Below are 23,948 nucleotides of genomic sequence, written 5' to 3' on the forward strand. Positions count from 1 at the left end.
AAAGTTACGTTGGAAACTTAAGGCACATTTCTTTAACTTTATCTGAGATTGTTTTTTCAATATCTGTGCTATTTCCATTAATCAAACTATTTATTATTTCATTTATAAAGCTAGCTATCTTTTTAAAATCTTCTGCTTCAAGGCCGCGAGTGGTTTCTGCTGCTGTACCGAAACGTAATCCAGAAGTAACGGTAGGCTTTTCTGTGTCAAATGGTATAGTATTCTTGTTGCATATTATTCCTGCTCTTTCAAGGCTATTTACTACATCCTTACCAGTTAACTTTTGTGGTCTTAAATCTACTAGAACTATATGAGAATCAGTGCCTCCAGTGACAATATTAAATCCATAAGTCTGTAACTCTTGAGCAAATATTCTAGCGTTTTCTATGACTTTTTTACTATATACTTTAAATTGTGGATCTAAAGCTTCTTTAAATGCAATGGCTTTAGCAGCTATAACATGCATAAGCGGTCCTCCCTGTAATCCTGGAAATACAGTAGACTGAATTTTTTTATATATTACTGCATCATTTGTCATAATTACCCCTCCACGAGGACCACGAAGAGTTTTATGTGTTGTAGAAGTTATAATATGTGCATATGGTATCGGGGAAGGATATTCACCAGAAGCGATAAGCCCTGCATAATGAGCAATATCTGCTAGTAAATAAGCATTGACTTTGTCTGCAATTTCACGAAAGCGCTGAAAATCTATAGTTCTTGGGTAAGCAGAAGCACCTGCTATAATTAGATTTGGTTTATGTGTTAATGCTAGTTTTTCTACTGCATCCATATTTAACATATAGGTTGCCTGATCAACTGTGTATTGTATTGCTTTAAACCATTTGCCAGAGAAACTCGGCTTTGCACCATGTGTCAGATGTCCTCCGCTATCTAGGGATAGCCCTAATATAGTGTCACCAGGGTTAAGTAATGATGCAAAAACTGCTTGATTTGCTTGTGATCCAGAGTGAGGCTGAACATTTGCAAATTTTACATCAAATAGATTACATAGCCTTTCTATTGCAAGATTCTCAATATTATCGATGTACTCGCAACCACAATAATACCGATTACCTGAATAGCCTTCCGCATACTTGTTAGTTAATACCGAACCTTGAGCTTCCATGACTGCTTTACTTGCAAAATTTTCTGATGCGATTAAATGAAGTTGTGACTTCTGACGTTGCAATTCTTGTTCGATTTGCTTGTAAATTTCATTATCAACAATTTTTAATTCACTTGAAAATTTTGAGGAGCTTTTAATTTCATTATGAAATTCTTTTAGTGTACCTAGAATTTCTGAAACATCTCGTACATCACCATATAAACTCTTTAAATCAGTATATAGAGTTTTAAACTCAGATACAACGTTCAGAGCGCTTTGGACTTCACTGTCAAGGGCTTTTAGACTGCCTAAAACTTTTTTAATATCTTTAAAAAAATTTATCATAATGCCTTCCTTTTGTCCATTTTTTTCAACCAAATGAATCCTAATGCAGCTATCAATAAACATATAGGAATAATAGAAATTGCTTTTATCAATACATCAGATCCATATATCTGACTCCCTTGCATAATAGTTTTATTGCTATATAAGCTTATTATTTTTGCAGTGCTGCTGTGGAAAAAGCAACTAAAACCCATCAGTATCATATTAGATATAGCAGTTGCAAGACCAACTAAATTAGCATTTACGTAACTTATTGCTTTATAAATCGTAACAACTTGATAACATGATCCAAGTCCAATAACAAAAAGTGTTAGCAGCACTAAATATATTCCACCACTACCAGTAAACAGCAACAGAAAGCTTATAATCATTGTAAATGCAGATATAATGATTATGTCATAATGTTTGTTTGGGTATTTTTTCAATACATATGCTGAAAAGAATGAACCAACTCCTAGACCTATGAAGATTAAAGAAGTAAATGAAGATGATAGAGTTTCAGAAAACCCATATATCTCACATAAGAATATTTTTGTCCATTTATCAGCAAATCCTTGTAATGGTCCAATCATTAAACCACTTAAAACACTGATTAAAATAATATGCTTATTAAAAAAAACTGCATTAAAATCTTTCATGCTAATTTTTGATTGTGAGCGCTCAGTTCTAGGTGTTATTAAGAATAGTAATATAGCAAGCAAGCAACCAAATAATACAAAAACGTACATTACATAGTCTAAGCCAAATGTGTTGAGTAAATAGTCTAACGGTTGGCCACTACCGAATATAGCTCCTAATATACCTATAATTATTGATAAACTTGTCATCATTACCGATTTTTCCACTGAAAAATACATATTTGATATTTTGAAAATTCCAATTGCTGACGCAGATGACCCAATCCCTACAATGATTCTTCCCAATGCCGAGTAGTACCATATATCAGAGCATATCAAAGGTAATGTGCCAGTAAATGTTAAAACAATACATATAGGTAGCACTATCTTTGGCCCAAATCTATCAAGAAAAATTCCTACAGGTATATGAGCTAAAGCATAACCTACATAGTATAAACTGGAAAATTGTCCTATATCTTTAACATTTATATTAAATTTCTCTATTAATTGAAATGTGATTATGTTAGGAATTACACGTAATATATACTGGTATGCATAAAACAATGATACTAAAAACCATATTAAAACATTTCTCGTTAACATTAACTTTTACCTCAAAACCGTATTATAGGTGTTCTGATTATCAAAAACAATACTTTTTATGGTTACATATTGTTATATAAATAAATTAAAGCTGCATAACTTTAGGAATTATTTAAGTTTTGAGTTAGATTCCGGGGGTTCTTCAGTTGTTATAGCCGGTAACAATGGTACCGGTAAAACTAATATACTTGAGGCAATTTCTCTATTGGCTAAAAGCAATGGGATGAAAAAAGCAAAGACTACTGAGATGCAAAACAAATTTGCTAATGAGGATTGGGTGGTACACTACAATTTTTTTAACGGTGTTGAATTTAACTCGATTGGTATTGCAAAAGGCTATAACAAAAAACTAGTTCAAATAGATAACAAGATGCAGCTCAGCTACTTATCTTTATATAAAATATCTAATGTTATATGGTTCATTCCGCAGATGGATCATATACTTATAAAATCTCCTAGTGAAAGATTAAAGTTTTTAGATCGGATAGCTTCAATGTTTGAAAATAATTATACTTCCGCTTACATGAAATATAGAAAAGCTAAATATGAAAGGAGTAAATTATTACGAGATGGTATTTTGGATAAACTTTGGTTAAGCAGTCTTGAAAATATAATGGCTACTATGGCTATTGACATTTTTCATATGAGATCATCTGTATTAAGTCTGATACAAAATGTGATTAATACTGCTGTATCTTTTCCGAAAGCAAATCTCAAAATAACTAGTCAATTAAATTCGGATGATACTGTAAAATATTATCAAAATCTTTTAGCAAAAAATAGGGAAAAAGATTTATTAACAGGTAGGGTGAGTTTTGGCGTACATAATGATAATTTTCAGGTTTTTTGCCAAAAACGAAATATACCTATCAATTTATGTTCTACAGGGGAACAAAAATTATTATTATTGTCTATTATTTTATCTAGCGTAAAAGCGCGATGTATTTACTATAATAAAGCACCGATATTATTGCTTGACGATATTATGTCTCATTTGGATGAACAGCATAGAAAATTATTGCTTGAGGAAATAATACACATTAAATGTCAAACTTGGATAACAGATGTGGATCAAGATAATTTCTGCCATTATAGAGACTTTTTCAAATTTTTTGATTTGTAGGTTTCATTAAAGCAAGAAATTTTTGTTAAAAGGATACCATATTTTATGTTTTTGCAACAACTTTCTATTGTGCAAAAGATATTTACTTATATTGACTACTTTTTAGTATATTTTGCGATGGATTGGGTATTGTGCAAAAAAACTATTATAGGAAAACGATATGCTCAAGAAACTATAATAATAACCATTTATTAAAATTAATTAATACTAATAATTTTTTAATCTTTATTATGTTTCTTAGAAAGAAAAATGTCATGAAGCCTCTTTTCTATTGTTTGTTCTATGTCACGCATTAAAAGATGCTTTATCATATTGACTAGTTTCATATCATGCTCATATTCTACATAATTTTCCTTGCTGTAGAGCGTTTTATTTTCTTTTCTTACAGTTCTTATACATTTTACCATAACTTTCCTAATAAGAAGCTTCCACTGTATATTTAAAAGTGTCCTATAACAAAGATTGGGAATTAAAAGTGCAAGTAAGGTCCTGATAAGTATACCATATCCCAAGTTACTTCTGTGATTGTAACACATCTTAATATATGTATATAATTCACTAAACGCTCGTAAGGGAGAAATAGTTTCCATAGTATATTGAAACCCATAACTCAGAAATATTAGCGCCACACTCACTGCATAGAGATATGTTGTAAAGAAAAATAATTTTATCGTTGTATCTTTAAAATTGCTCAATATATAACAGAGCAGCCTTAATCTATAAAAAAGCGATCTCATTTTATCAATTCAACAGCTGGGGTGGAAGGATTCGAACCTTCGCATGGCGGTACCAAAAACCGCTGCCTTACCGCTTGGCTACACCCCAATATTAACCCAGTCAATGAAAGATTTATTTGCTTCTGCTATTGATATAACTGCAACTACAGGCTGACTATAAGAATGCCTTGCTTCAACTCTCTCTATAATCCTATCAGTTAAATCACTTCTACTTTTCATGATTGCTACTGCTTCATTACTATTATTAATCTTACCTTCCCATAAATACATAGAGTTTACTTTAGGCAATATGTTTGCACATACAATTAACTTATCATGTAATAATTCCATAGCAATTCTCTCAGCTTCTTGGGAATCTGCAAAAGTTGCGTAAATCAAAACTAAAGCATTCATCTATACTACTGCAAAAATGCCACATAATTATAGTCTGCTAATATTAATTCATCAAGCAATTTATCTTTATGAAAATGCCTTATCTATCAATCTCACCTAAAACTATATCGAGCGAGCCAATAATTGCTGTAACATCAGCTAACATATGACCTTTTGCCATACAATCTAGTGCTTGCAAATGTGCGAAAGCAGGAGCTCTTATCCTACATCTATAAGGCTTATTTGTTCCATCAGCAACTATATATACTCCAAACTCCCCTTTTGGTGCTTCAATAGCTACGTAAGCTTCACCTTGCGGCACATGGTATCCTTCTGAGAAAAGCTTAAAATGATGAATTAAGGCTTCCATAGATTTTTTCATTTCTTCGCGTGGTGGTGGGGAAATCTTCCTATTATCTGTTTTTACTGGACCACTAGGAAGTTTGTCTATGCACTGTTTCACTAAACTAATAGATTCTCTGATTTCTGCCATTCTGACTAAATATCGATCATAACAGTCACCATTGTGGCCAACTGGTATCTGGAAATCTAGTTGATCATATATCTCATATGGTTGACTTTTTCTTAAATCCCAGGCAAGCCCAGAAGCTCTTAACATAGGACCTGTAAATCCCCAATCAAGCGCTTGCTGAATTGACATAGCACCAATGCCAACTGTACGCTGCTTCCATATTCTATTTTCCGTTAAAAGATTATCTACATCATCTATATATTGCGGTAATTCATCCATAAATTTTGCAATATCCTCAACTAAACAGTCAGGAATATCAGCTGCAACTCCTCCTGGCCTGATATATGCTGCATGAAACCTTGCACCTGAAGCTCTTTCATAAAAAGAAAGCATTTTTTCCCTTTGTTCAAATAGCCATAGCAGAGGAGTCATGGCTCCTACATCTAATGCTTGAGAAGAAATAGCGAGCAAATGATTTAATACACGTGTAAGCTCACAAAACAAAACCCGTAGATACTTTGCTCTAATAGGAACATCACATCGCAAAAGCTTTTCTACACACAATGAATACGCATGTTCCTGTGGCATTGGTGATACATAGTCAAGACGGTCAAAGTAAGGCAAGGCCTGAAGATATGTTTTATACTCTATCAATTTTTCAGTGCCGCGATGTAAGAGCCCAATATGTGGATCTGTCCTTTCAACTACTTCACCATCCATCTCCAAAATCAGACGCAGCACCCCATGCGCAGCAGGGTGCTGTGGACCAAAGTTTAATGTCATTGTTTTTGTATTACGCATATGTGCAAATTAATACAATATTGACTGTTTCTATTATGTGTGACTTATACGAGTTTGATACTCTTTATTAAGCGATTTAACTGCATATATCCATAATATTACCACAACAAAGGATATTACAGCAAAATAAGGAGACGCTCTGCTAACGTTGTAACCAAAACTATAGAATAACATTTGAATAAAACTACCACCAGATTTACCAAATCTACCTCCTACTACTTCTACTGCAGCTTGACCACGCACCCTAGTGTCTTGATCAATAGGTATATACGCCATATTTTTAGTTGCATCAAATAATGAATACTTAGTGGCTTTACTTAACACGTTTTGTATTGTTCCTACCGTTGCAGCTACCACTAATGGTTCAAAAACAAAGTACATAGCAAATACGTTATCAAAGAAAATAAAGGTAAAAAATATAATGCTAGTGACTAGTATCATTACAGGAGTAATAACAGCAGATGTAAACCATGACAATTTCCTTAAAATATTACTTCCTAAAATCATAAATAATATAGTTGCAGTTCCTTGCCATGCTTGAAATTTTCCCATATACCTAGCATAATCTTCTGCAGTGGAATACAGCCCTTTAAGCTTTGCTTTCCATACTATTTCTACAAGATTTATTGAAATGCCATAACCTAAAACAAGTAATGCAATTAAACCTAAATATTTAGATGTAAAGATGACCTTAAAGCTTTCTATAATAGATAGTTTTATTTTGCCTTTTTTTATTTTTCCCGTATCTGCTGCTTGATCATATAAACTTGGATCTGTAAGTACATATTTATTCATTAACCTATACATTACCATAATAATAACGCAACTTACTGATATAATAAGCATTATTGGTGTAAACGGTGTAAGTTTTAAATACTTTGTAGATATTTGTTTTATATATACTTGCACACCTTCGCTTAAAAAATAGCCTAAAATTAGCCCAGTACAAGGCAAAGCTACATTGCCAAGCATACCAAACATTGAGAAAAAACGTTTTGCTTCTTCAGTTTTAGTGATTTGATTTGCAAATTGCCAGAACAGTAAGCTAAGCATCATACTGCCCCAAAGCTCGGCCATAACATAAAAGGTTGCCAAACTCCATTTGCCAGCTATTTTAATGGGCCACTTTAAAAAAGGATATTTTGCAGTTTTTTCCAATAATATATCTATTTTTTCAGGACTTGGATGTATCAGGTCTTGATAAGGGTATAGGATAAAAGTAAAAAGTAAAAAATATGCAATAAAAAACCAAGTTACAATATAAAAAACGCTTTCTTGTTTAAATGTATTACATAGCTTTACATAAGCTATAGTAGCGATTATTGCTGCCAGAGTTACTAAACCAAGTTTCAAAAAACTTATTGATTCTTCACCAATCAACATCACAACGAAACTGTCTTTTAATGACCTCAAGGTAGAATAGTTCAACAAAATACAAAACATCATAATTACCATAGGTAAAAATTTCTTGTTCTCATGCCATTCAATAGGCCAAAAAACTTTCCTTATTTCTGATAGCCAATTCATAACTTTCCTTTATTTTTTATTTAAATTAATATTAAAATTATATTAATAATATAGCTAAAGTCAAATTTTATTTGACAACTGGTTTTAGTGCTTTATACTTCAAGCTGACTTAGTTCAGTGTACAATAAACAAGTAGACTGTGCTTCAGTGTACAATAAAATTTAGTAATTATATAGGATATAGGAGGTTTAAATATGTTAAAACATGTAAAAAGTATGAAGGGGAAAGAAAAGTATATAGCATTAGCAGCTGCAGCAGCTGCTGCAGCTGCATTTACATTGTATGTGGCCTATGTTATGTTGAAAACAGCTTTGTATGTGGTGTCAATAAGTGTAGTTCTTGCCATAGTATTATCTTGGGCAGTTTTAGCAGGTGCGGTGTGTGCAGAAGCATTATCGAAGGGTTTTGCTGTTTTATGCCATTTGTCTGGGTACGGTTCATACAAGGAAGACTATATTACAAGGATAATGTCAGTGGTAGCTATAGAGCTAATGCTCATTTGTACTTGTGGGATACAAGGTTTCTTGGCACAAGTATTTTTCATTGGCGCTATTGCTACTTTGTCCCATGATAATGCAGTTGGTAAATATATTAATGAGGCAGCTGATGGAATAATTAAAGGTATACTTGATATTGCTGAGGCAGTTTGTGGAACAAGTGAATGTATAGTTGATAATGCTAAAGTAATTGATCGAAGTCGTTATATAACTAAACCAACTATATTTGTTCTTGATAGTGTACAGCAACTATCTAACAAAGGTCAACGGTTATTTGAACGTATAGAAATGAAATGTTTAGACATAAAAACGAAATGTTTAGAATTTGAATTGAGCCAACTAAATGTAGAATGTGAATTTAACAATAGTCAATTCATTGGCGGTCGTTAATTATTCCAGTCCTTTTCAAATGTTGCAAGCCCGCTATCAGTTAGTGGGTGAGCAATCATTTGCATCAATATTTTTGATGCTATAGTGATAGCTTGAGCTCCAAGCTTTGCAGCTTCGATAACGTGTGTAGGGCTCCTTACTGATGCAACTAGAACTTTAGTATTGAACACATAACTGGAGTATATAGTGCATATGTCTTTTATTAACGACAAGCCATTATGACTTATATCATCAAGACGGCCAACAAATGGAGATATCAAGTAAGCACCGGCTTTAGCAGCAAGCAGTGCTTGCCCAGAAGAAAAACATAAGGTTACGTTAACTTTTATATTATATTTGGTAGATAATTCTTTACACGCAATTAATCCTTCATAGGTCAAAGGTAATTTTATTACGATATTATCGGCGATTTTCTTTAATGCTAAACCTTCTTTTATCATGTCTGTGTGGGTATGAGCTACCACTTCGACACTTACAGGTCCTTTTACAGTAGAGCATATTTCACCTATTAAATCTTTGTATTTATTTTTAAAACCTGCTTTTGCAATAAGCGAAGGATTAGTTGTAATGCCATCAATAAATTCTATGCATTCTTTAATCTCACCTAAATCAGCACTATCAAGAAAAATTTCCATAATATTTCCTATATTTATCTTTGACCATAAAACCTACTATGCTAATAGTCAAGATCTATTTTTCTGTAAAATTTTTAATAGAAGAATGGCAAGCAATATAATCAAGAGTAAAAATAAAATTTTTAATGTGGAAATTTTGTTGTATTCAACTTTTTGTACATTAACATGTAATGAATTTTTTATTTAAGGAGAAATAACATGAGAGATACTAGTTTGTGGAACAAAGATTTATATGATGTTAGCAATTTAAATTTACGAAATTTAGAGAGGATGGCTAATAGAATGTTTAGTCACTTCTTTAGAGATTTTGATATTCTAGACAAAAATAATATTTTATCACCAGTTTGTGATTTTTATGAAGCTGACAACAGTTACCATCTATCCATGGAATTACCTGGTATATCTAAAGATAATATAGATATAAGTATTGCTGGTGATACATTACAAATTAAAGGTGAGAAAAAGTATGAAAAGAAGTCAGAAGACAAGCGACATTATTATTGCTTGGAAAGATTATATGGTTCATTTTATAGGTCAGTGAATTTACCTTCTGACATAGATAAGGATAATATCGCGGTAAGCTTCACTAATGGAGTACTGGAAATAAAAGCACCAAAACTGACACAATCATCCGTGAAAAAAATCACTATAGGTTAATCTAAATTATACAGGTTATCTAAAATATTCTGAAATATACAACCCTCGGTTACAAATCGAGGGATTAAATCGATCTGAAATCGATTCGCACCGATTTACTTGTTCTTCTGTATATATGTTGTTGAGTATGTAATATTTATTGCTATATACTATTTAGTATACACGCATTTTTTAAATGCTTCAAAATTACGTAGGTTAAATATATGAACGTGGTCTATCGCTACTTTTCATGATACCTCAAACTTTTGTGTTAATATACCTCTGATTCTTTTATCTAACCTGCCAATTAATATCCTTTTACTCTTTCTTTTACTCTTTACTGCACTGTCTAAAAATTTTTAAAAATTATCAAAAAAGTACTTGACACATGAAAATTGAGTGCTAAGTTAAAACACAAGAGTTATTGATTATATTCGATTAGGAATGATTTGATCTATAACTCTTAACATAAATTAATGGAGGGTCTATGGTAACAAGTGGTGAATTATATACCAACGTTATGGATAAGTTGCAGTTTGAACCTGGCATTGATGAATCAAATATTACTGTTGCAATTAAGGATAATGGAATAGTAATATTAGGTGGCAAAGTCAGGAGTTATGCTGAAAAGTATACTGCTGAAAAAGCTGCAGAAACAGTTGCGAAGGTTAAAGGTGTAGCAAATGAAATTGAAGTAGAACTCATACCGAGTCATAAGAGGGGTGATGCTGACATAGCTAACGCTGCTTTGAATGCTTTGCAATGGAACGTTTTTGTGCCACATGAGCAGATTAAAGTAGCTGTAGAAAATGGACATGTCACTCTTACAGGTAAAGTTGAGTATAACTACCAAAAAGAGTGTGCAAAAGATGCTGTACAGGATTTGTATGGTGTAACATATGTTACAAATGATGTAACAGTGAAACCTAGTGCTGTTGTTAGTTCATCTGAAGTCAAGAGGAAAATCATTAAAGAATTCGAGCGCAACGCACGTATAGATGCAAGTAACATAAAAGTAGAAGTTGATGGAAGTAAAGTTATTTTAAAGGGAAAAGTGAGGAATTTTGATGAAGATCGGGAAGCAAGGACAGCTGCATGGTCTATTCCTGGGGTTGTTAATGTAGTGGATTATTTAATCATAGGTTGGTAAAGAGGTTCTTATGTCTAATCATTATTTTTTGTCTTATCATGTTGTTTATGATCAAGATAAATGGCATGTTAAGGAAGTGAAGGAAAAGGAAATTGATGCTCTCTCTAATAAGGAGGATGCAATAAAGAGAGCTCAAGATCTAGCTAATAATGTTGATAGTGAGTGTGTTGTGAAAGTAAGTGATGATCAAGGGGTCATCAAAAAAGGGGTGAAGAAAGTGGCAGATAAAATTAATAGAGTATATACCAAGGCTAAGGAGGAGTTAAAGTCTTAGTTTGGTATTTTTAGTAAATTTAAATTATAGGAGGTCGTTATGACTATGCAAAGGCGAAGTACTCAAAGACAAAGTGGTGAAGGTAAAGTTTTTATCCATGTAACTCCTAGCAAAAATGATAGCAAATGGCATGTTAAAGAGATAGGAAGTAAAGATGAGCCTAGGGTTTATGATACTAAAGAACAAGCTGTAAAAGAAGCAGAAAGAGATGCTAGAGAAAAATCAGCAAGGGAAGATGTTAAATCTCATGTTGTAATTCATGATGAACATGGGAAATTTGAAGTCGTAGAAAACTTCGAGTCTCATTAGGGCTATATATTAATTAAATTATAAGAGTAAAGGATTGTGAAAGCAATTTTTTACTCTTATCTATGTTTTCATAGAACAGGGAGGTACTTATGAAGTATGAGTTGACTGATACAAGTGGTGTAAGGACATACGTGTTGCAAGTGTATAACTACATGTTACTTGGATTATTACTTACTGGTGTATTTGCTTTGTTGACGACTTCATCCAGTACTATGATGAATTTAATTTACGTTATACATGATGACAGGATAATAAATATATCACCATTTGGATGGTTAGTATCTTTAGCACCACTTTCTATTGCACTGGCTTTTAGTTTTGGTTTACCTAAATTTAGCGTTGTGACAGCACAAGTTTTATTTTGGTTATACTCAAGCTTAATGGGTATTTCTTTATCTTCTGTTTTACTAATTTATACAGGTGAAAGTGTGGTCAGTACTATATTTATTGCTGTTTCTATCTTTGGTTTTATGAGCCTTTATGGTTATACTACTGAAACGGATCTAACAAGTTTAGGGTCATTTTTAATTATGGGACTTATTGGTTTGATTACATCTGGGTTGGTCAATCTCTTTTTAAGCAGTACAGCTTTAGACTTTGCTATATCAGTTGTGGCTGTAATTATTTTTACTGGTTTTGTTGCTTTTGATATACAAAGAATTAAATCTATTTATAACACTTATAATATTAATGATAAACAAATAGTAATTAAGATTGCTATATTTGGAGCCTTGCAGCTTTATCTTGATTTTATTAATATTTTCGTTCATTTACTTCGTCTACTTGCTAGGAAAAAAGAAGAATGAATGTTTTTGCTCACCGTAGTGATGCAGGAAGAAAATTAGCGAGTAAAAATTAATTAAGTATAATAACAATAATGACGTTATTATCTTGGCTTCACCAAGAGGAGGTGTGTCAGTTTAATCCATGAAGTGTCAAAGGCTTTAAATTTACCAATAGATGTATTAAAAGTTGGGAGTACCATTTAATGAAGAATGAGCTATTGGTGCATTTGATCAATCAGTTATAGTTGATCACGAATTAATAGCAAAACTAAGAATAAGAGAAAACACAATAAATAAAGGATATTATAAATAGAGAAACACAAGAATTTAATAGACGTAATAAGATTTATAGACAAAAACAAAAATCGCCTGAATTTCAGAATAAAATTGTTATTTTAATTGATGATAGGGCTTCTACAGGCCTTACAATACTAGCTTCTATAAAAGCTTTAGAGAAGTATAACCATAAAGAAGTAGTTGTTGCAGTGCCAGTTGGGTCAAAAGCAGTTTATAATCAATTTAAACAGGAAACGGAAGAAGTTGTGTTTATTAATCTGCTTGATGATTTTTATGCAGTTGGACAAGCTTATGAAAACTTTTCTCAAGTAAGCGATGAAGAAGTGCAAATATTACTTGAGCAATAACTTTCACAAAGGCTCTACTTGACTTTCAGCATACTAAAATTTGCCACTAAATGAAAAATGCTAATTATTTTGATAAGTAAAGCTAACCTATTTTTTCTCAACACATTTGAATCACAATTAATTTTTACATTATTCATAAATTGATCTACAAATGGTGCAAAACCTACAAGCTCATCAAGAGCAGCTTTAAAATGATGATTCTTCATTGTCTGTTTAATATTTTTATAAGCAGAGACAGCATAGTTCGCTAATTCGATTTCTTGATGATCTAATAGAAGTCTTTTACGGTAAGATTTACTATCATTATCTTTACTATCTTTTATCGCTTTATTCACTATATTACCTACTCTCTTATATATATCATGAACTTTTCTACCTTCAGGTAAATTAAGGTAATCACTTAATATATCAATCTGCTCTTTTGCTATTGATAAGTCGTTAATACTTTCTTGGCACAATATTGAATTCACAATATCTGGACTAATATTTTCTTTTTTTACTATTGATTTAAATCTTTCCAAAAGAAATTCAAATACCAGTTGCTTTTTATTAACAATTATGCCAGACGTAGTACGTGAATATAAAGATGTAGATTTATCTATGAATAATTTAATAGGAATATGCAAATTATTTTCAAGTATTATTCTAATAATACCAATAGACATTCTGCGCAAGCCGAATTGATCATAAGACCCAGAAGCTTTTTCGCCAGCTATCACAAGACCAACTAGACTATCCATTTTATCTGCAAGCGACACAGCAATTGCTGAAGGAGTTTTAGGACATTCTTGTTCTGGTCCTATAGGCTTATAATGTTCTATTATAGATTCTACTATTTCCTCATCTTCTTGAGCATAATGTCCCCCCATTATTCCTTGTAATTCTGGAAATTCTCGTACCATTGATGTTGCTAAATCAGCCTTTGCTAAGTGTGCAGTACGTTCTACCTTGATTAATGAAGCATGAGGAATCCATATTGCTATATATTTTGATACAGCAGTAATACGCTTAACTTTTTCTTTAACACTACCGAGAGATGTGTGAAATAATATTGAATCTAATTTATTAACATAATAATCTAGGTCATGTTTTTTATCTTGAGATATCAGAAATTGAGCATCTGCAAGACGTGCCTCTAATATTTTTTCATACCCTTTAATTACTCTATTATTTTTAACATTGACAACTGTTGCGAAATAAAAAATCTTATGTCCATCTCCCAAAGCAAGATATTTTTGTTGTGTGTTTATTATGCTTAGTACTACTTCTTTAGGCAATTCTACAGATTTTTCTTGATTCACTTTACCAAATAACACTATTGGCCACTCTACTAATCCTGTTAACTCATTTAATAAATATTCATTTTTTTCGAGCTGCAGACTATGATCTTGTGCAAATTTATTGATTTGATCCACTATACATTTTTTGCGTTTATCCTGGTTAAGAATCACATTATTTTCTTCTAATACTTCCAAGTAGTCTGCAGGTGACCTGATTATCAGAAATTCATCCTTTGATAAAAAGCGATGACCAGAAGTGATATTAGATGCAGTAATACCAGCAAAAGAAACTGGGATAACTTCATTATCCAACATGCATAATATACTTTTTATCGGTCTGATCCATCTTTCCTTTTTTTCTCCCCATCTCATACTTTTTGGCCAGGAGAAATTTTTAAACATTTCCTCTAACTGGCTTTTTATAAATGTTTTAATGTCAAATGAATCTGAATTTTTTTTAATAAAATAAAAATCCTCACCGTTTATCTTTCGAGTAAGTAAGTCTTCTTTGTTTTTCTTATTTTTTTTTAAAAAGCCTTCCAGAGCATCTTGTCCTGCATTAACATTTGGACCTTTAATTTCGTTATTTTTTACTAATGAAGTATCTAGGTCTTTAACAAAAAGAACAATACGACGTGCAGTTATATAAACCTCTACCAATTTAAATTTTATATTATTTTTGCTAAAATTAGTAACGATATAATTCTTTGCTTGGGTGACAGCTAAACCATGCATTCTTGAAGGTATTTCCTCTGATAAACATTCAAACAATAATTGTGATGGCATACCTATCTACTCATATACGTAATACAAAATTTCTTTACTAATTCTCTAATTCGGCTAATATATGCTGTACGTTCGGTTGCTCCAAGTACACCCCTTGCATCGAGTAAGTTAAGTAAATGGCTAGCTTTAGTACATTGATCATAAGATGCTATAGGCATTTTCTTTGCAATAAGAAACTGACACAACTTTTCTGTATCTTCAAAGTGTCGTTGTAATGTCTTTGTGTCATGATATTCCAGTGCTAAATAAGATAATTCGTATTCTCTTTGTTTGAAAACATCTCCGTAAGTTACACCATTGTCATCCCATATTATTTCATAAACGTTATCTATATTTTGTAGACACATAGCCAAACGTTCTAATCCATATGCAATTTCTCCTGGAATTAGCCTACAATCAATTCCACCAACTTGCTGTATATAAGTAAACTGTGTTACTTCCATACCGTTACATAAAACTTCCCACCCAAGACCCCATGCACCAACACTTGGATTTTCCCAATCATCTTCAACAAATTTAATGTCATAATCCTTAGTCAATATACCAATTGTTTCTAGACTTGCAAGATAAAGCTCTTGTAAATCTTTAGGAGAAGGTTTCATAATAACCTGATATTGGTGATGCTGATATAAACGATTGGGATTATCTCCGTAACGTCCATCTGTAGGTCTAATAACTGGCTGCAAGTACGCAATCTTTGCAGGTTTTGTGTCGATTGACGAGATAATTGTAGCAGGATGTAAAGTTCCAGCACCAACCTCAGATGTATAAGGATGTAATATTGTACATCCATACCTAGACCAAAAATTCTGCAAATTTTCTATTATATTTTGTAGATTCATGTTCTATACTTGCCCTGAAAACAAACTACATAAATAGTGACCTAATCTTAATAAGTCATTATACACATACTGCATTACTTTTGTATTGAGAGCTATTGCTGTATTCATTTCTAAGTTACAAAATACAAATGCTGTTAAATATAATAAAGCTACTGTATAAAATGTATAAACAATACCCTCAAGTGTGATAGATATTGCATTATTATAATTTAACTGTAGAAAATTTATTGGCCACGGCTTTATTATTTCCACAATATTAAAAAATATGAAAGGTATAATGAGGAAAAACAAGAAATACATAAAATCATTCAACCAGGTTGGACATGGCAGTATCTGCTTACACACATCTCCATAAAGTGTATTAATAACATAGTGAACTGATACTATTGCTGGCATCGAAAATGCTACAGTCATAATCTGCCCTGTTGCCATCTGTACCACTATATTTTCACTGCTATTTGCAGAAGGGTCCTGAGCATGAAAAACAAATATTCCTATTACCTGAACTATTAACATAGCTATTGCTATTTTCAGAAAAATAGCAGCTAACATTATAGCAGAATCAGATATTACAATCGTACTTAGTAAGTATTTCCCACTTATTGTAAAAAGCAATATAGTATCAGTTGTAAACAACACCAAGAAAGTAGACCAGTAATTTTGCCAACTCGGTAAGAACCCTACTCCTAAAAAGGAGCTTACTGTTTGTCCAGGAAAAACTTTCCCTAATATCTTTCCAAAAAATACTGACAATTTTGCCATATAAGCCTCCCTGTAAATTCCAGTTTTCAGGACATTATACCTAACATAGTTAACAGATCAATATTTGTGTGACTTTGATGTAAAATGAAATGGTAATAAATTCATCATAAATTTAAGATAAGTTAAAGAATGATTGAGAAAAATCTCTTAGAACCTGTACGCGATCTAAAAGAAAAGGTAAGAAAAGAATATAAGTCCAAGCGATATAAGTAAAGAGCAGTTGGCAATCATATTGCCAGGGCTTGAATCTTGTCGAAAGAAGACAAGACCAAAGAATGTGGGATGTATTTTGTGGAGTGTTGTATGTTCTGAAAAGTGGTTGCCAATGGGGAATGTTACCGAAAGAATTTCTAAAGTTGTTATGATTACTTCAAGATAAGAGAGATGATTTGTACAACTGTTGAGACTGCATTCTTTTGTTGTGCTGCCAACAAGGTGGGTTGTGGAATACTCCTTTGGACGATTATGGAAAACTGCGAGAAACAGCTCAACACTAGCCTGCAAATGGTTGTTTTAGCTTTGCTGTTTTACTTCTCAAAAGATTATAAACAGGTTCTAAGAAAAATTTTGACTGAATTCAAAGTTAGTCTACTATTAACAACATGGGTTTGAATAATTTTATGAATAAAACTTTATTTCTTATATTTGCATTGCCTTTCACAATTATATCAGTAGTAGTTATAGTAGTAACACAACTGTCTCCTAAGCAGAAAATTGTTACTGATCAATATACTGATCAACATATAGAACGGAGGATACATGATTATATAGATAAAAATACTGATAAAATAGTAGAAAAACTTATAGAAAATATACGAGAAAGGGGTGACGGTAGCGGTAGAATTGCACATTACAAAAATGAAATATTTGATTTCACTTATCCTTATATTGGAAATGAGGAAAGCAATGTTGTGGCAGTGGGCTTTTTTGATTATTCATGTGGATATTGTAAAACTATAAAAGATAATGTAAAACAATTAATTAATGATGGTAAAATCAAATATATATTTAGAGATGCACCAATACTGGGAGATAATTCATTAAAAGTAGCAAAAAGTGCTCTTGCTGTTTATTTTATTGATAGAGAAAAATACTTTGATTTTCATTATGCTGCTTTGAGTCATAAAGGGACATTTTCAAATGATGATATTTTAAATATAGTGAGAAATATAGGGATTAATGAAAATGATTTTTATCATTCCATGGAGAATAATCAAAATAAAATTGAGCCAATGTTGAACAATAGCATACGCTTAATAAGGGATCTAGGAGTAGGCGGTATACCTTTCATAGTAATAGGTGATAGTTTGTTTGAAGGTACAACTGATTTAAATATATTACGTAAAAAAATAGATGCACAGCTTGCAAAATAAGGACTTCCTACAGGGAGTTGACAGGTATAAGATATAGTGGTAGGGCATAAAAAATCAAACAAGGTGCAGATCTGTTGACAGAGGCAAGTTGCGAGTTCAAAGTAACGGAGTACTATGCTTAAATCAGAGCAAATTAACTACATATGCACTGATCACTACGAGATGTATGTTAAGTATAAAATGGGGCAATTGCTGATACTATAAAAGCTTGTGTAGTTGAAGCGAAAAACACTTCTTATAGGGATAATGATGTAGTAAGTCCTTCGCATGTCTTATCAACTATCTCTATGCAACACCTAGGTTGAATCATAGCTGCTGTGATGATTGCAAATAATACCACAGTAGCAATAAGTAATACTACAGCAATACTAAATTTTTTAATATTTATACTTTCTTGATTATCTTTTGGATGATAATGAGTAGGTTTATTATTAAATCCCTTTATTTCGTTTTATTTCGTTATTATCAATTGTCTGCGCTTTATCATTTATATTTATATCTATATCATTTATTTCACTATTACCATTATCATTGCCATATAAATTACACTGATTTTTTCCGGTCCAACTGAGATCGTTCTTTATATCAAAATTTCCCTTGCAACTAAAATATTCATTTATATCTAAATTTATTTTACTGTTATCATTATCAATCATTTTCATTGTGTCAAAATTTCTTTTAATCCACTCTTTAAGCTCTTGTTCTAATTTTTCTAGTGTAGCTTCATTTTTGTTTTCATATACGTATTTAGCTGCTGCAATGTGTAATCCATTTACTACATGATTATAGTGTACGCAGTTCGCAACAAGTCGTCTCTTGCTTAACACTATATCCAGAAGTTCTTTATTATCAATTAAATCACTAATAGTATTATATACTGCAGTTACTATAATGTTATTTGTTGATTCAACAGCAAGAATCGAATTCTCCATGCTACCTCTATATGCAGCCATTTTATATCCCACATCATTCATTTCTATTTCGCCAATTTTTTTGTTTTTGACAGGTAAAATATCAAAATCAAAATAAATCATTGGTCCATCTTTAAGAAGAGGAATAAGACGCAAAATATCTATTTTCCAAACAAAAGGTATATTCTCATTTTTTAAGAAATCAAGGTTATAGCTACCCTGAAACTCAGTATTAAAATCTACAACTTCTATGTTACTTTTTCCACCTTTTTCTGGATTAGACAAATCAAGTAATTTCTGCTCTTGCTCTAAAGTAAGGCCTGTAGAAATATAATAAAATCTTATCCTGCGGTGTGGTTCGCTATCTGCCCAATTGAGCAATCTTGCCTTATAAGGATAGCGCTCATTATCTGGCATGGGAAGCTGATCACTCTTCAATTCAGCAGGATCCTTAACAAGCCATAGCATTGCTATAGGCGTCTCTTCTGGCAAAAATTTAACCATTTTACTACACTATTTAAACTATATATTAGTTATTATACAACATTACACACATAATACAATATACAAGACTGGTTTCACCTCAAAAAAATACTAACTATGCCATGATCTCGCTATACTACTTAATGTATTTACGAGATTCATCCGTGTTTACTTATGCTAATAAAGTGGTTATAACTAACTCAATTACAATAACTGGATAATATGATGGAAATAAAGGTACTAGGAGCTCTGATTCCACTTATATTTACACATGCTTGTTTTTGTGCTTGTGGGGAACAAGGACGTGACATTAAAGGACATGACATTAAAGGACGTTACATCGTTACAGAACCTTACTTTAAGTATGGATATTATGGGCAGTTTTTTAATACTATAAGTTTGCCTGAGATAAAAGGACATGAGGGCAACATTATTAATGATGCAACTTTAAAAAACAAATTAGTACAGAATATGGAAAGTCAGCCATTAGCTAAATATCAAACAAGTTATACTCCACCATTTGCTGCACACATCGCGCTTGGTGGTCGTATACGTGGTCACATTCTTGAACTAGAAGGCATGTATTCATTAGTAAAAACAACTAATATCAATTTAAATAATGGTGCCCTTATTTTAAGATACAAAGGCAGTAGTGATAATCAAATCTATGGAGTAACAATAAATAATGATCGTATAGAAAATGTATCTGTAATAGTGAATTACCACTGTTATTGGAAAATTAAAAGCTTTTCTTTTTGCCTTTATGCAGGCTGTGGACTTGGTGGCACAATGATAAAAATGTATGAGAAATCATCATTAAGGCCTGCTGGTCAAATAAAAGTCGGGCTGAATTACCGCATAACCCAAGATACAGACCTACATATTGGGTACAGGTATTTTCATGTTATGGGAAATAGTAGTAAATTTGAAACTTATAGACGAGCTTCGGACAGTGGTGTGGATGGTGAGTCGCCACCTTCACAGCAGCAAAAAGTTGATAACCCAACTATTTTATCTCATAGTTTTTTTGGTACACATGGTATGGAAGCGGGACTTGTTATTCGTTTACATAATTAAAGTGTCACACAGTATCCCAAATACATTTATTTTCATACCCACGTACTGGTAATTAATTCTTCTAGCATGGGTAACGCTGGCACTGGTGCTTGAGCGTGCTCAAACATTTCCCTGAAAACTGCTTCCATATACTGGCGATAATTTTCTATGTTGTTCTTATACTTTAGAACCAAACGTTCACATAATTTTTGAGTAAAACGTTGCTAATTTTACTGTCATTTATAACAATATTATTCTTGGCAAGTCGTCGATATATGCGACACGTCCACTAGTTGCATAAATACGATTAGAGCTGTTCTGTAAGTCTTCATAATTTAACTGTTCTGCAAGTGTCGCTATGGTTAAATCTTGTGTTGCCATATTTTCATTACTCCACATTAAACTCATTGTACTTGAGATTATAGTTGATAATTACCTATTAATTAATTATAGTTTATGATAATAGTACAGGAAACGTTTTTATGAGTAGAATAGTAAACGATCAAAATTTTGATTCTGAAGTTATCAATTACGTCGGCTTTACATTAGTGGATTTTTGGGCAGAATGGTGTAGGCCATGTAAAACTTTGATGCCAAAAATTGAGAGTTTAGCTAAGGATAGGGAAGATAAAATTAAAGTATGTAAGTTTAATGTAGAAGATGGTACTGAAATACCAAGCAAATATGGAATCCAGTCAATACCAACTTTGATTATGTTTAAAGGTGGTAAAGAAATTGCACGACATACAGGATTTATCGAGGATTTGCTGTCCTGGGTTGATGATACAATAAGTGCGTAAAATATGGGACTGTAGCTCAGGTGGTTAGAGCAGTTCGCTCATAACGAATTGGTCGTAGGTTCGAGTCCTACCAGTCCCACTTTTTTATGTATGAATGAACAGATCTTAAGCATTTTTTTACTTTTCATTGTATATTTCTTACCATATTCTTTTTGATTGAAGTAACTAGAAGAAGATTATGGCATTATTAGTAGTTGAATCACCCGCAAAGGCAAAAACGATAAATAAGTACTTGGATAATAAATTCAAGGTAGTTGCATCTTTTGGACATGTAAGAGATCTACCAGCAAAAAATGGTTCGGTAGATCCAAATAATGACTTTGCTATAAAATATGTGGTTATTGAAAAAGCAGAAAAATATATCAAAGAATTGGTGAAAGCTGCAAATAAAGAATCAGATATCTATCTGGCTACAGATCCAGATAGAGAAGGAGAAGCAATAGCTTGGCATGTAGTAGAGATTTTAAAGGAAAAAAAAATAATTAATAACGAGAGTAATATTTATAGGATAGTTTTTAATGAAATAACAAAGAATGCAGTAAAAGAAGCAATAAAGAATCCACGTAAAATAAATATGGATTTAGTAAATGCACAACAAGCACGTAGAGCTTTGGATTATCTAGTAGGATTTACCTTGTCACCTGTGCTATGGAAAAAATTACCAGGTAGCAAATCTGCAGGGCGTGTACAATCTGTTGCATTAAGGCTAATATGTGAACGTGAATTTGAGATCAAAAAATTTCTGCAACAAGAATATTGGAGCATTAATACAGAGCTCCAAAATAATAAAAATGAAACATTTTTTGCATCACTTAGTCATTATCAAAATAAGAAATTGGAAAAATTTGATATTAATAATGAAGAAAATGCAAAAGCTCTAGTTGAACAGGTTAAATCAAGAGAGTATAAGATCAATTCAGTAGAAAGTAAGCAAGTCAAAAGAAATCCTCTTCCACCATTTATTACCTCAAGCTTGCAGCAAGATGCAGTAAATAGGTTACATTTTAGTGTGAAGAACGTTATGCGCATAGCACAAAATCTGTATGAAGGTATAAACCTTGGTGGAGAAACAGTTGGGTTAATTACTTACATGCGTACAGATGGATTTTACATTGCAGATGAGGCAATTAGCGCAATTAGAAAATCTATAAAAACATTGTATGGTGAAAAATATCTACCTCAATCTCCACGTCAGCATGTAAAAAAAGTTAAAAACGCACAGGAAGCACATGAAGCAATTCGTCCTACTAGTATTAATAGAACACCAAGTAGTATTGCTGAATATTTAACACAAGAACAACTGAAACTGTATGAGTTAATCTGGAAAAGAACTATTGCTAGTCAAATGGAATCTGCTCTATTAAATCAGGTGTCTATTGAAATAGGGTCATATGATCAGCAAATCACTCTACGTGCTAGTGGATCAAGCATATTATTTGATGGGTTTTATAAAGTTTACCGTGACAATGCAGAATCTGAGGAAAGTAATCTATTACCTCTTATGCAGGAAGGAGAAACATGCAAGTTAATTACAGTTATCCCTAAGCAACATTTCACACAGCCTCCTCCACGTTATAGTGAAGCAAGCATTGTAAAAAAAATGGAAGAAATTGGTATAGGTCGTCCATCAACCTATTCAGTAATTATTTCAGTATTGCAGGATAGGGACTATGTAACGCTAGATAGCAAAAGATTTATTCCTAGTAACCGTGGTAAAATTGTGACTATTTTCTTAAAAAAATTTTTTAGCCATTATGTAGAATATGATTTTACAGCTCACATGGAAGAGGAGCTTGATTTAATATCTAATGGAAATGCATATTGGAAAGAAGTGCTAGGTCGATTCTGGCTACCGTTTTCTGATAATGCTGATTCTGTAAAGCAAATGCAGTACGATGAAATCGTAAATGGAATGCAAGATTTAATCATTAACTATTTTTGTGCATCAGGTGACACAGAACAAGAGTGTCCAGACTGTTCTTCTGGTAGATTAAAATTAAACATCGGACGTGGAGATGTGTTTTTTGGATGTTCCAATTATCCTGATTGTCAATATACTAGAGAAGTAGTCAATAATTCTAAAAGTCTCGGAGTAGATATCACAACTGGCCAGGAGGTATTAGTTAAAAAAGGGCCATATGGGTTTTATTTGCAATTTAGTGATAATATATCGAATAAGAAAAAGGCAGTTGCTATACCAAAAGATATAAATGTTGATAATATTGATCTAAATATGGCCATTGAGTTGGGTTCTCTGCCAAAGGTCATTGGAAAACACCCAGACACAGAAAAGGAGATAAAAGTAGGTCTTGGTCGTTTTGGGTATTATATTTTTTATGAGAATAGATATTTTTCTCTGAAAAAAGCGTATAAAGAGGTATTGAACCTACAATTAAGTGAAGCTTTGCAAATTATTGCAAGCAATGCACATAAATCTCTTGGTTTTGATTCACAAGGAGAGGAAGTTTTGATTTGCAATGGAAAGTATGGGTATTATATAAAATGTGGAAAAATAACTGTTGCTTTAGGCAAAAATAATGATGGTGACATAGATTTAGAAAAAGCTATTGAATTCATCAAAGCAGTTCGTTAATGGATTCTGTTGTATTGTTAATGTAGTAATTTTAACA

General features: G+C 32.3%; 24 protein-coding genes, 2 tRNA genes and 2 pseudogenes. 15 read left to right on the forward strand and 13 right to left on the reverse strand.

Annotated features, from left to right (window positions below):
- Window positions 1-4: 4 nt before the first annotated feature.
- On the reverse strand, window positions 5-1,486 hold the full coding sequence (gene glyA, locus BIY23_RS04170) for a serine hydroxymethyltransferase (protein ID WP_261722525.1): 1,482 nt from the start codon (window positions 1,484-1,486) through the stop codon (window positions 5-7).
- A complete protein-coding gene (locus tag BIY23_RS04175; protein ID WP_070065276.1) occupies window positions 1,450-2,673 on the reverse strand; it encodes an MFS transporter in 1,224 nt (407 codons plus the stop codon). Before BIY23_RS04175 ends, glyA begins: the two co-directional genes overlap by 37 nt.
- Window positions 2,674-2,731: 58 nt before the next feature.
- On the opposite strand from BIY23_RS04175, the gene recF reads away from it, so the two are divergent.
- On the forward strand, window positions 2,732-3,796 hold the full coding sequence (gene recF / locus BIY23_RS04180) for a DNA replication/repair protein RecF (RefSeq protein WP_070065277.1): 1,065 nt from the start codon (window positions 2,732-2,734) through the stop codon (window positions 3,794-3,796).
- 218 nt (window positions 3,797-4,014) lie between these two features.
- Here the strand turns inward: recF and BIY23_RS04185 are convergent, their stop codons facing one another.
- The 5 genes from BIY23_RS04185 to BIY23_RS04205 form a co-directional block, all read right to left on the reverse strand.
- Window positions 4,015-4,425 (reverse strand): hypothetical protein, encoded by a 411-nt coding sequence (locus BIY23_RS04185; RefSeq protein ID WP_148115231.1) that lies wholly within the window; start codon window positions 4,423-4,425, stop codon window positions 4,015-4,017.
- A gap of 124 nt (window positions 4,426-4,549) precedes the next feature.
- Window positions 4,550-4,621, reverse strand: a tRNA-Gln gene (locus BIY23_RS04190).
- Complete coding sequence (gene cutA, locus BIY23_RS04195) at window positions 4,612-4,926, reverse strand: divalent-cation tolerance protein CutA (protein ID WP_070065279.1); 315 nt, start codon at window positions 4,924-4,926, stop codon at window positions 4,612-4,614. Before cutA ends, BIY23_RS04190 begins: the two co-directional genes overlap by 10 nt.
- Window positions 4,927-5,005: 79 nt before the next feature.
- Complete coding sequence (locus tag BIY23_RS04200) at window positions 5,006-6,178, reverse strand: NADH-quinone oxidoreductase subunit D (protein WP_070065280.1); 1,173 nt, start codon at window positions 6,176-6,178, stop codon at window positions 5,006-5,008.
- Between the two features lie 33 nt (window positions 6,179-6,211).
- Entirely contained in the window at window positions 6,212-7,705 is a 1,494-nt protein-coding gene (locus tag BIY23_RS04205) for an Npt1/Npt2 family nucleotide transporter (RefSeq protein WP_070065281.1), read from the reverse strand.
- A gap of 194 nt (window positions 7,706-7,899) precedes the next feature.
- On the opposite strand from BIY23_RS04205, the gene BIY23_RS04210 reads away from it, so the two are divergent.
- Window positions 7,900-8,592, forward strand: coding sequence for a hypothetical protein (locus tag BIY23_RS04210; protein WP_070065282.1), 693 nt, complete (start codon window positions 7,900-7,902; stop codon window positions 8,590-8,592).
- Here BIY23_RS04210 and fsa read toward each other — a convergent pair.
- On the reverse strand, window positions 8,589-9,227 hold the full coding sequence (gene fsa, locus BIY23_RS04215) for a fructose-6-phosphate aldolase (RefSeq protein ID WP_070065283.1): 639 nt from the start codon (window positions 9,225-9,227) through the stop codon (window positions 8,589-8,591). The genes BIY23_RS04210 and fsa overlap by 4 nt on opposite strands.
- A gap of 198 nt (window positions 9,228-9,425) precedes the next feature.
- Between fsa and BIY23_RS04220 the strand changes: the two genes are divergently transcribed.
- From BIY23_RS04220 to BIY23_RS05020, 6 genes are all read left to right on the forward strand, one after another.
- Window positions 9,426-9,884 carry an Hsp20/alpha crystallin family protein gene (locus BIY23_RS04220; protein ID WP_070065284.1) on the forward strand — a complete coding sequence of 153 codons (459 nt, stop codon included), beginning with the start codon at window positions 9,426-9,428 and terminating at the stop codon, window positions 9,882-9,884.
- Between the two features lie 466 nt (window positions 9,885-10,350).
- On the forward strand, window positions 10,351-11,013 hold the full coding sequence (locus tag BIY23_RS04225; RefSeq protein ID WP_070065285.1) for a BON domain-containing protein: 663 nt from the start codon (window positions 10,351-10,353) through the stop codon (window positions 11,011-11,013).
- A gap of 10 nt (window positions 11,014-11,023) precedes the next feature.
- On the forward strand, window positions 11,024-11,287 hold the full coding sequence (locus BIY23_RS04230; protein WP_070065286.1) for a DUF2188 domain-containing protein: 264 nt from the start codon (window positions 11,024-11,026) through the stop codon (window positions 11,285-11,287).
- Between the two features lie 45 nt (window positions 11,288-11,332).
- Window positions 11,333-11,596 carry a DUF2188 domain-containing protein gene (locus BIY23_RS04235; protein ID WP_186820159.1) on the forward strand — a complete coding sequence of 88 codons (264 nt, stop codon included), beginning with the start codon at window positions 11,333-11,335 and terminating at the stop codon, window positions 11,594-11,596.
- An 89-nt stretch (window positions 11,597-11,685) separates the two neighbouring features.
- Window positions 11,686-12,402 (forward strand): Bax inhibitor-1/YccA family protein, encoded by a 717-nt coding sequence (locus BIY23_RS04240; RefSeq protein ID WP_070065288.1) that lies wholly within the window; start codon window positions 11,686-11,688, stop codon window positions 12,400-12,402.
- A gap of 323 nt (window positions 12,403-12,725) precedes the next feature.
- Window positions 12,726-13,025 carry a phosphoribosyltransferase family protein gene (locus BIY23_RS05020; RefSeq protein WP_261722527.1) on the forward strand — a complete coding sequence of 100 codons (300 nt, stop codon included), beginning with the start codon at window positions 12,726-12,728 and terminating at the stop codon, window positions 13,023-13,025.
- A gap of 14 nt (window positions 13,026-13,039) precedes the next feature.
- On the opposite strand, the gene glyS is transcribed toward BIY23_RS05020, so the two are convergent.
- From glyS to BIY23_RS04255, 3 genes are read right to left on the reverse strand one after another with little or no spacing between them, the layout of a single operon-like run.
- A complete protein-coding gene (gene glyS / locus BIY23_RS04245) occupies window positions 13,040-15,091 on the reverse strand; it encodes a glycine--tRNA ligase subunit beta (protein ID WP_070065289.1) in 2,052 nt (683 codons plus the stop codon).
- Window positions 15,092-15,093: 2 nt separating this feature from the next.
- Window positions 15,094-15,933 carry a glycine--tRNA ligase subunit alpha gene (locus tag BIY23_RS04250; protein ID WP_070065290.1) on the reverse strand — a complete coding sequence of 280 codons (840 nt, stop codon included), beginning with the start codon at window positions 15,931-15,933 and terminating at the stop codon, window positions 15,094-15,096.
- A 3-nt stretch (window positions 15,934-15,936) separates the two neighbouring features.
- The gene (locus BIY23_RS04255) at window positions 15,937-16,695 is read right to left on the reverse strand and encodes a phosphatidylglycerophosphatase (protein WP_070065291.1); all 759 of its coding nucleotides are present in this window, start codon (window positions 16,693-16,695) and stop codon (window positions 15,937-15,939) included.
- A gap of 190 nt (window positions 16,696-16,885) precedes the next feature.
- Between BIY23_RS04255 and BIY23_RS05575 the strand changes: the two are divergent.
- The 3 genes and pseudogenes from BIY23_RS05575 to BIY23_RS04265 all read left to right on the forward strand — a co-directional run.
- A pseudogene (locus BIY23_RS05575) lies at window positions 16,886-17,051 on the forward strand (transposase); the annotation flags it as partial.
- Window positions 17,052-17,101: 50 nt separating this feature from the next.
- Window positions 17,102-17,243: pseudogene (locus BIY23_RS05580) on the forward strand (IS5/IS1182 family transposase); the annotation flags it as partial.
- 72 nt (window positions 17,244-17,315) lie between these two features.
- Window positions 17,316-18,068, forward strand: coding sequence for a DsbA family protein (locus tag BIY23_RS04265; protein ID WP_070065318.1), 753 nt, complete (start codon window positions 17,316-17,318; stop codon window positions 18,066-18,068).
- Between the two features lie 431 nt (window positions 18,069-18,499).
- On the opposite strand, the gene BIY23_RS04270 is transcribed toward BIY23_RS04265, so the two are convergent.
- On the reverse strand, window positions 18,500-19,483 hold the full coding sequence (locus BIY23_RS04270; protein WP_070065293.1) for a hypothetical protein: 984 nt from the start codon (window positions 19,481-19,483) through the stop codon (window positions 18,500-18,502).
- Between the two features lie 201 nt (window positions 19,484-19,684).
- Here BIY23_RS04270 and BIY23_RS04275 point away from each other — a divergent pair, with 201 nt between their 5' ends.
- Window positions 19,685-20,539, forward strand: a complete 855-nt coding sequence (locus BIY23_RS04275; RefSeq protein WP_081326567.1) for a P44/Msp2 family outer membrane protein — start codon at window positions 19,685-19,687, stop codon at window positions 20,537-20,539.
- Window positions 20,540-20,758: 219 nt separating this feature from the next.
- On the opposite strand, the gene BIY23_RS05295 is transcribed toward BIY23_RS04275, so the two are convergent.
- Window positions 20,759-20,926 (reverse strand): hypothetical protein, encoded by a 168-nt coding sequence (locus BIY23_RS05295; RefSeq protein ID WP_186820160.1) that lies wholly within the window; start codon window positions 20,924-20,926, stop codon window positions 20,759-20,761.
- Between the two features lie 74 nt (window positions 20,927-21,000).
- Between BIY23_RS05295 and trxA the strand changes: the two genes are divergently transcribed.
- The 3 genes from trxA to topA all read left to right on the forward strand — a co-directional run bounded on the left by trxA (window position 21,001) and on the right by topA (window position 23,911).
- Complete coding sequence (gene trxA / locus BIY23_RS04280; protein ID WP_070065295.1) at window positions 21,001-21,318, forward strand: thioredoxin; 318 nt, start codon at window positions 21,001-21,003, stop codon at window positions 21,316-21,318.
- 5 nt (window positions 21,319-21,323) lie between these two features.
- Window positions 21,324-21,397: transfer RNA gene (locus BIY23_RS04285), tRNA-Ile, on the forward strand.
- Between the two features lie 99 nt (window positions 21,398-21,496).
- Entirely contained in the window at window positions 21,497-23,911 is a 2,415-nt protein-coding gene (gene topA, locus BIY23_RS04290) for a type I DNA topoisomerase (protein ID WP_070065296.1), read from the forward strand.
- Window positions 23,912-23,948: the final 37 nt, after the last annotated feature.

The organism is Wolbachia pipientis (assembly GCF_001752665.1).
GTDB lineage: Bacteria > Pseudomonadota > Alphaproteobacteria > Rickettsiales > Anaplasmataceae > Wolbachia > Wolbachia pipientis_A.

Bases quoted from the DNA above. Each gene is read 5' to 3' on its own strand.
- BIY23_RS04175 (WP_070065276.1), bottom strand. From the start codon at position 2,673: ATGTTAACGAGAAATGTTTTAATATGGTTTTTAGTATCATTGTTTTAT.
- recF (WP_070065277.1), top strand. From the start codon at position 2,732: ATGGTTACATATTGTTATATAAATAAATTAAAGCTGCATAACTTTAGG.
- cutA (WP_070065279.1), bottom strand. From the start codon at position 4,926: ATGAATGCTTTAGTTTTGATTTACGCAACTTTTGCAGATTCCCAAGAA.
- BIY23_RS04200 (WP_070065280.1), bottom strand. From the start codon at position 6,178: ATGCGTAATACAAAAACAATGACATTAAACTTTGGTCCACAGCACCCT.
- BIY23_RS04205 (WP_070065281.1), bottom strand. From the start codon at position 7,705: ATGAATTGGCTATCAGAAATAAGGAAAGTTTTTTGGCCTATTGAATGG.
- BIY23_RS04210 (WP_070065282.1), top strand. From the start codon at position 7,900: ATGTTAAAACATGTAAAAAGTATGAAGGGGAAAGAAAAGTATATAGCA.
- fsa (WP_070065283.1), bottom strand. From the start codon at position 9,227: ATGGAAATTTTTCTTGATAGTGCTGATTTAGGTGAGATTAAAGAATGC.
- BIY23_RS04220 (WP_070065284.1), top strand. From the start codon at position 9,426: ATGAGAGATACTAGTTTGTGGAACAAAGATTTATATGATGTTAGCAAT.
- BIY23_RS04225 (WP_070065285.1), top strand. From the start codon at position 10,351: ATGGTAACAAGTGGTGAATTATATACCAACGTTATGGATAAGTTGCAG.
- BIY23_RS04230 (WP_070065286.1), top strand. From the start codon at position 11,024: ATGTCTAATCATTATTTTTTGTCTTATCATGTTGTTTATGATCAAGAT.
- BIY23_RS04235 (WP_186820159.1), top strand. From the start codon at position 11,333: ATGCAAAGGCGAAGTACTCAAAGACAAAGTGGTGAAGGTAAAGTTTTT.
- BIY23_RS04240 (WP_070065288.1), top strand. From the start codon at position 11,686: ATGAAGTATGAGTTGACTGATACAAGTGGTGTAAGGACATACGTGTTG.
- glyS (WP_070065289.1), bottom strand. From the start codon at position 15,091: ATGCCATCACAATTATTGTTTGAATGTTTATCAGAGGAAATACCTTCA.
- BIY23_RS04250 (WP_070065290.1), bottom strand. From the start codon at position 15,933: ATGAATCTACAAAATATAATAGAAAATTTGCAGAATTTTTGGTCTAGG.
- BIY23_RS04255 (WP_070065291.1), bottom strand. From the start codon at position 16,695: ATGGCAAAATTGTCAGTATTTTTTGGAAAGATATTAGGGAAAGTTTTT.
- BIY23_RS04265 (WP_070065318.1), top strand. From the start codon at position 17,316: ATGAATAAAACTTTATTTCTTATATTTGCATTGCCTTTCACAATTATA.
- BIY23_RS04270 (WP_070065293.1), bottom strand. From the start codon at position 19,483: ATGGTTAAATTTTTGCCAGAAGAGACGCCTATAGCAATGCTATGGCTT.
- BIY23_RS04275 (WP_081326567.1), top strand. From the start codon at position 19,685: ATGATGGAAATAAAGGTACTAGGAGCTCTGATTCCACTTATATTTACA.
- BIY23_RS05295 (WP_186820160.1), bottom strand. From the start codon at position 20,926: ATGAGTTTAATGTGGAGTAATGAAAATATGGCAACACAAGATTTAACC.
- trxA (WP_070065295.1), top strand. From the start codon at position 21,001: ATGAGTAGAATAGTAAACGATCAAAATTTTGATTCTGAAGTTATCAAT.
- topA (WP_070065296.1), top strand. From the start codon at position 21,497: ATGGCATTATTAGTAGTTGAATCACCCGCAAAGGCAAAAACGATAAAT.